The sequence below is a fragment of the Ruegeria sp. CH8 genome, from assembly GCF_056536985.1.
In genome coordinates this window covers 1-5,277 of record NZ_JBQFQR010000058.1, presented here as the reverse complement: position 1 = coordinate 5,277, position 5,277 = coordinate 1, and the positions used below count along the sequence as shown (strand labels likewise).

The following is a 5,277-nucleotide window of genomic DNA, read 5'->3' as shown; positions in this document are numbered from 1 at the left end:
AGAGATTGCGGCCCAGAATGACCTGTTTCGGAAAACCCTGATTGATCCGAGTGCAGCGATTGAAATGCAGTCCAAAGACATTCAGGGTCAGGTTTTTGTCACGCCGGGGGTGTCAGGCGAAGGGGTAGAGTTTCAGACTGCGGCTCTGGCTGCAGTGGCATCGGATGACCAGTTTGACGAGGGCAATGACCCCTACGGCGATCACACATTCGGAACGGTGACAATCAACGGCCAGAAGCTGTTCTGGAAAATCGATCTGTACGACACGGATTATACATACGGGTCCGAGCGCCCGTTTGATCCAGCTGTGACGCGGCGCGTCCTAACCATCATGTGCCCCAGCGAATATTGATCCCAATCCCAAATCAGAAAGGAGGTGAACACCTTGAGCAATGAAATCTTGCAGCAGCGTATCGCGGAAGCGTGGGCGCCAATCAGGAAGGGCGATGACTTCGACATCGGACGCCGCTTCCTGATCCAAAACGCAGCCGTTTAAGCGGCCTCGCTCTACCCCCCAAGAGGGGTAGGGCACCCTTAACACGAAACGAAACACCCAAACAAGGATTTGCCCCATGAGCAAAGTCGAAACATTCACCGCACCGGAAACCATCGAAACCATCGCCCTGTCCGATCTCTACCTGTCCGATCTGAACCCACGACAGGAAGTTGCCGAGGAAGGGATCGACCTCTTGGCCGACAGTCTGGTGATGTGTGGCCTGATCCAGAACCTCAGCGGTCTGCGCGATGCGGATGGAAAGGTCGCCATCGTCGCCGGTGGCCGCCGCCTGCGAGCCCTGAACATCGCCGTGACCGAGCGCGCTGATCTGGGACAGGTTCCGGTGAAAGTTACAGACAACCCCTTTGTGGCCGAGCAATGGGCCAATGCGGAAAACACCGCCCGTGAGGAACTGGACCCGGTGGATGAGGTCCGCGCCTATGGCAAGATGGCGGAGAAATCCCTGTCTGTTGCCAAGATCAGCAATGCGTTTGGCGTGACCGAAGCCCATGTGCGTCGCCGCCTCGCACTGGCGGGACTGCCCGCTGCAGTTCTGGACGCGCTCAAAGCGGGTGAAATCAGCATGGGTCTGGCCAAGGCCATGACCGTCAGCACCGAAGAAGAGAAAATTCTGGAGGTGCTGGAACAGGCCAAAGAGTGCCGGTGGTTTAGTGAGCATGATGTCAAGCAGGCCCTGACGTCGAAGGCTGTCAGCAGCACCAACCGCAAGGCCGTGTTTGTGGGGCGGGAGGCCTTTGTTGAAGCAAGCGGCACCGTCACCGCTGATCTCTTTGCCGATGAAACCCTGTTCAATGAAGGCGCGCTACTGGATCGTCTCTTTGCTGAAAAGCTGGCAGCAGAAGCAGCAAAGCTACGCGAAGCGGAAGGCTGGGACTGGGTGGACACCCATGAAGACAGCTACATTCCCTATGGGTTCTTGGGCATCGAAGGCATGCACCGTCTGGAGATGGTGAGCCGGGAGTTCACCGAAGAACAGGCCGAGCGGTATGACGAACTGACCGAACTCTATGAGGCTGAGGCTCTGGATGAGGATGGCGAAAAGGAACTGGCCGCGCTCGAGGAGTATGCCGCGCCGTTTTATTCCGACGATCAGCGCATACTGTCCGGTGTGTTTGTCTATGTCGGCAATAGCGGCGAGATCAAAACATCCTCGGCCTATGTCGCGGGAGAACATGTGCAGGCCGCCATTGAGGCAGGTGTTCTGGCCCCGGTCAATGAGCCAGAGGCCAAGGAGAAACCAAAACCGGCCTTTTCGCAGAAGTTCATCGACGACATGGTGGCGATCCGGTTGGCGGCGGTTCAAACGGCTCTGCTGGAAAAGCCTGATTACGTGTTGAGCCTGTTTGCCTTCACCGCAACCCCGGCCTCCGGTCTGACCAGCACCCTGTTTGGGTTTGGCTATGGCGGTGCCGAGCGGAACACGCCTGAGATTGACGACCAGTTCATCCTCGACCCGCGTCTTGGCGGGGAACGGGATGAGGCAGCAGAGGCAGCCAATGATCAGTTCCAGGAGATGGCCGCACAAGGCAGCGTGGAGGCCTTCAAAGCGTTTCGCGATCTGGGCAAGAAGACCCGCAACGGAGAGATTACAGGTTTTCTGGCGCGGCGGTTTCTGACTCAACGCCCGGAGTTCATGGCGGAGATCGAGGCTGAGATTGGCGCAGACATGCGCGCGATCTGGACCCCGTCGGCTGAGAACTGCTTCAAACGGTTGAAAGGCTGGCAGCTGGATGATCTCTACAAACACCTGCTGGACCTGCATGGTGACACGGACATGTTCAAAGCCTTCGCGAAATCCAAGAAGGGCGCGAAGAACGAGGCGATGCACAAGCTCTTCAATGACAAAGAGCATCAGGCCGCACTGGGCGTGTCAGAGGCACAGAAAGCGAAGATCGATGCCTGGGTGCCGGATTGCCTATGAACCAGCAAAGCAGGGCGCATCGCGCCCTGCCTATCAATCTCTGGCTGTGTTAGCCTCAATGATGAAAACTCAAAGTGGCATTGCGCGAACACTCCGTCGCGCATAGCTATCAGAGGCCGGTGACCCGGCTCATTTTCAAAAGCGATCACCTGATCAGAACGGATTTGGAAAGACCCATGGACACCTCATCGAACAAGCTCGAGAAAGCGGCCCGCCGCGTTTGGAAATCCGCGCAGATGTTTGTCGGGTTTCATACAGATCAGAAGGGCAAGCCGCGCGAACAGCCAAAGCTCTGGCCGCCAAAAAACGGAAGCGCCTCGATCCATAGTGACCCCAGCGCACAGGAAGCGATTGTTGTCGTCAAAGCCGCTGATCCAGAGGCCGCACAAGATGTGCAGATCAAACTGCATCCAAACCGGATTGTTGTGCGCCGCGATGCGGATATGTGGTGGCAGGGTGTGGCCGTGGATGAGCATTCCGTGACGGTTCGAATGGCCGACAACACGATTATTGAAGTCCGCCATGACGGATCGGTGAAACGCCGCTCGGCGGAAGATGAAACCCATGTGGAAGCAGATGGCAGCATCTTCAAGTTCACCGAATTTGCCGAGGCTCATATGACGGGTGACGGGGTGGAAATGACCCGCCGCACCGAGGATCGCATTGCCACGATCACCGCCGACGGTGTTGTCGATCGCGCGCGCAAGCGTTAGCCTGGTTTCAATACCTCCAGACTTTCCTTTAGTTAAACTTGTGGCCCGCTTCGGTGGGCCTCTTTCTTGTGTGCAAGATCGTCGGCAGAGGCTTGCCGAGGTCGCCTCTATTCCCTCCATATGCCGTTCCAAACGCATGTTGACTGTTGTCGCCAACCTAGCCAATGTCGCGCGTTCGTATCGATGCGTCTGCCTCAGCGCAGATGTGTTGGAGCCGATGCAAACCCACAAGGAAACGCAAGCAACATGACTGATGACTGGAACGACTATGCGGATGGATGGGACGACAACAGCGACGTCAGACGCTATGCGGATCGCGCTTTCACCACGCTGGACGAACACCTGGATATTTGTGGGAAGGATTGGCAATCGAAACGCGTGCTCGACTTTGGATGCGGCACCGGATTGCTGGCGGAGAAAATTGCGCCGCATGTGGAGGAAGTTGTCGCGGTTGATACCTCGGAGAATATGATTGCCGTCCTGCAGGCAAAGCAGTTGCACAATGTTAGAGCAGTTCATGGAGATATTCTGGCTGGAGATGTTCCGAAAGTAGCGAATGGGTTTTCAGGTTTCGATTTGATCTGCGCCTCTTCCGTTTGCGCCTTTCTTCCGGATTACAGTGGCGCCGTTGCAGTATTGGCGGGTTTGCTCAACAAGGGAGGGCATTTCGTGCAGTGGGATTGGCAAGCGTCAGATGATGACGGTTTCGGATTGACGCTGAATCAAATGAAGGCCGCGCTTGAGGCGGCAAGGCTTGGTTCAATTCGGGTCGAGCGTATATTCGAGTTCAAATCTAATGAGCAGGTCATGCCTGTTCTGATTGGAGCGGGGGTTCGAAAAACGGAATGATCTTTTGTTTGGATGCGTGAGCAACCCTTGCGCCCAATTAACCGACCTTTGGTATGGCTCGGGCAGCAAAGTTCAACTTAGAGATCTAGCGGCGGTCATTAGTCAGACTCCGCCATTTTAAGTTGAGTCCGGCTGATCACCTGATCCACGCTTGCGTGGATCAGGGCCGGACCGTCCGGTCCTTGGCCTCCGCCAATTGGAACGCACGGCTTGCACCGCCGGTGATCTTCCACTCTTTGCCGCGAGGGTCACTTTGACGCAGAAAGGCCACCCGCACCCTGAACTGAGCACTGCGCCTGTTATGGACCGAGGTGATATTGCAGGCACAAATCGCATCGCTTTGTTCAGATGACCTGCGCGCAGCGGTCCCAGAGTTCTTGCCCTTCACCTGGCCTGACAGGTTCAAACCCGTTGCCGGAGATGATTCTCGGCTGCTGTGTTTCTGAAGGGATGAACATAAGCGGGCAGTCGGGGAAGACGCGCGCCGCCCGGCCCGGGCGCCGCGCTTCAACAGGGAATTTTCCCTGCGCCTGCGGCGCATTCCGCGCGGACCAAATTCCCTGCTGACGTCCCCTTGATGCCCGCTTTTCCCATGTTCATCGAAACACGCCATAGCGAGGATCAAACAATGGCAACTCAAACTCTGAAACTGAACGTCAAGACTGGCGAAAAAGAAGGCAAAAACTTCTGGGATCGGTGCGGCGTTCTCTTCGTCAATACCGATGAGACAGGCAACATCACCTCAATCCAGGTCAAGCACAGCATGTTCCCCGGCATTGAGATGGTAGCCTTCCCGAAGCGCACCGATGACGAGCCCGTCACCGAATGACGAGAGGGTAGGGCGGCGTAAGCCGCCCTTTCTTCTGCTCCGGCTAGAGGCCGGACCACATTTGCGCCACACGTGGAGCGCGGCCTAACGGCCGGGCAGGGGCACCGTCCGGCCGCAACGCGGCAGTTTGCACCCCTGCCACACCCGCCGCGCAATCGGCGGGAAACAGAGCGCGCTGAGGCGCGCGAAAAATGTCATACTGAACTTGAACGTGCCGGAATGTGACGGGCGCTGTTCGGGCAGCCCATGCGGAGCATGATTGCCCTGCGCCGATCCACCGGCACCCACGCCTGCTGGCTGGAAAAGGGGCGGGACCCTTTTCCCGGCGTGGAGGTTGCCTCCAAGAGCAAAACTGTTCCGGGAGCAATTTTAGAAAATACAGATTTCTAAAATCACTCCCGGCTTCCTCTTGGAGAATATGATAGGATAAGGTAGTTGTGTTACAAAT

At 56.8% G+C, this 5,277-nt stretch carries 5 protein-coding genes; all 5 read left to right on the top strand.

The window, feature by feature from the left end; genetic code table 11:
• Positions 1-352, top strand: a 352-nt coding sequence (locus ACR0ER_RS25360) for a DUF3768 domain-containing protein (RefSeq protein ID WP_480771245.1), incomplete at its 5' end; no start/stop codon positions are given.
• Positions 353-572: 220 nt separating this feature from the next.
• Positions 573-2,438 (top strand): ParB/RepB/Spo0J family partition protein, encoded by a 1,866-nt coding sequence (locus ACR0ER_RS25355; RefSeq protein ID WP_480771244.1) that lies wholly within the window; start codon positions 573-575, stop codon positions 2,436-2,438.
• A gap of 176 nt (positions 2,439-2,614) precedes the next feature.
• The gene (locus ACR0ER_RS25350; protein WP_480771243.1) at positions 2,615-3,151 is read left to right on the top strand and encodes a hypothetical protein; all 537 of its coding nucleotides are present in this window, start codon (positions 2,615-2,617) and stop codon (positions 3,149-3,151) included.
• 246 nt (positions 3,152-3,397) lie between these two features.
• Positions 3,398-4,000 carry a class I SAM-dependent DNA methyltransferase gene (locus ACR0ER_RS25345; protein WP_480771242.1) on the top strand — a complete coding sequence of 201 codons (603 nt, stop codon included), beginning with the start codon at positions 3,398-3,400 and terminating at the stop codon, positions 3,998-4,000.
• Positions 4,001-4,628: 628 nt separating this feature from the next.
• Entirely contained in the window at positions 4,629-4,829 is a 201-nt protein-coding gene (locus ACR0ER_RS25340; protein WP_480771241.1) for a hypothetical protein, read from the top strand.
• The last annotated feature ends 448 nt before the right edge of the window (positions 4,830-5,277 follow it).

What these genes read in the sequence shown, in the direction of transcription:
- ACR0ER_RS25355 (WP_480771244.1), top strand. Translation starts at nt 573, where the DNA reads ATGAGCAAAGTCGAAACATTCACCGCACCGGAAACCATCGAAACCATC.
- ACR0ER_RS25345 (WP_480771242.1), top strand. Translation starts at nt 3,398, where the DNA reads ATGACTGATGACTGGAACGACTATGCGGATGGATGGGACGACAACAGC.
- ACR0ER_RS25350 (WP_480771243.1), top strand. Translation starts at nt 2,615, where the DNA reads ATGGACACCTCATCGAACAAGCTCGAGAAAGCGGCCCGCCGCGTTTGG.
- ACR0ER_RS25340 (WP_480771241.1), top strand. Translation starts at nt 4,629, where the DNA reads ATGGCAACTCAAACTCTGAAACTGAACGTCAAGACTGGCGAAAAAGAA.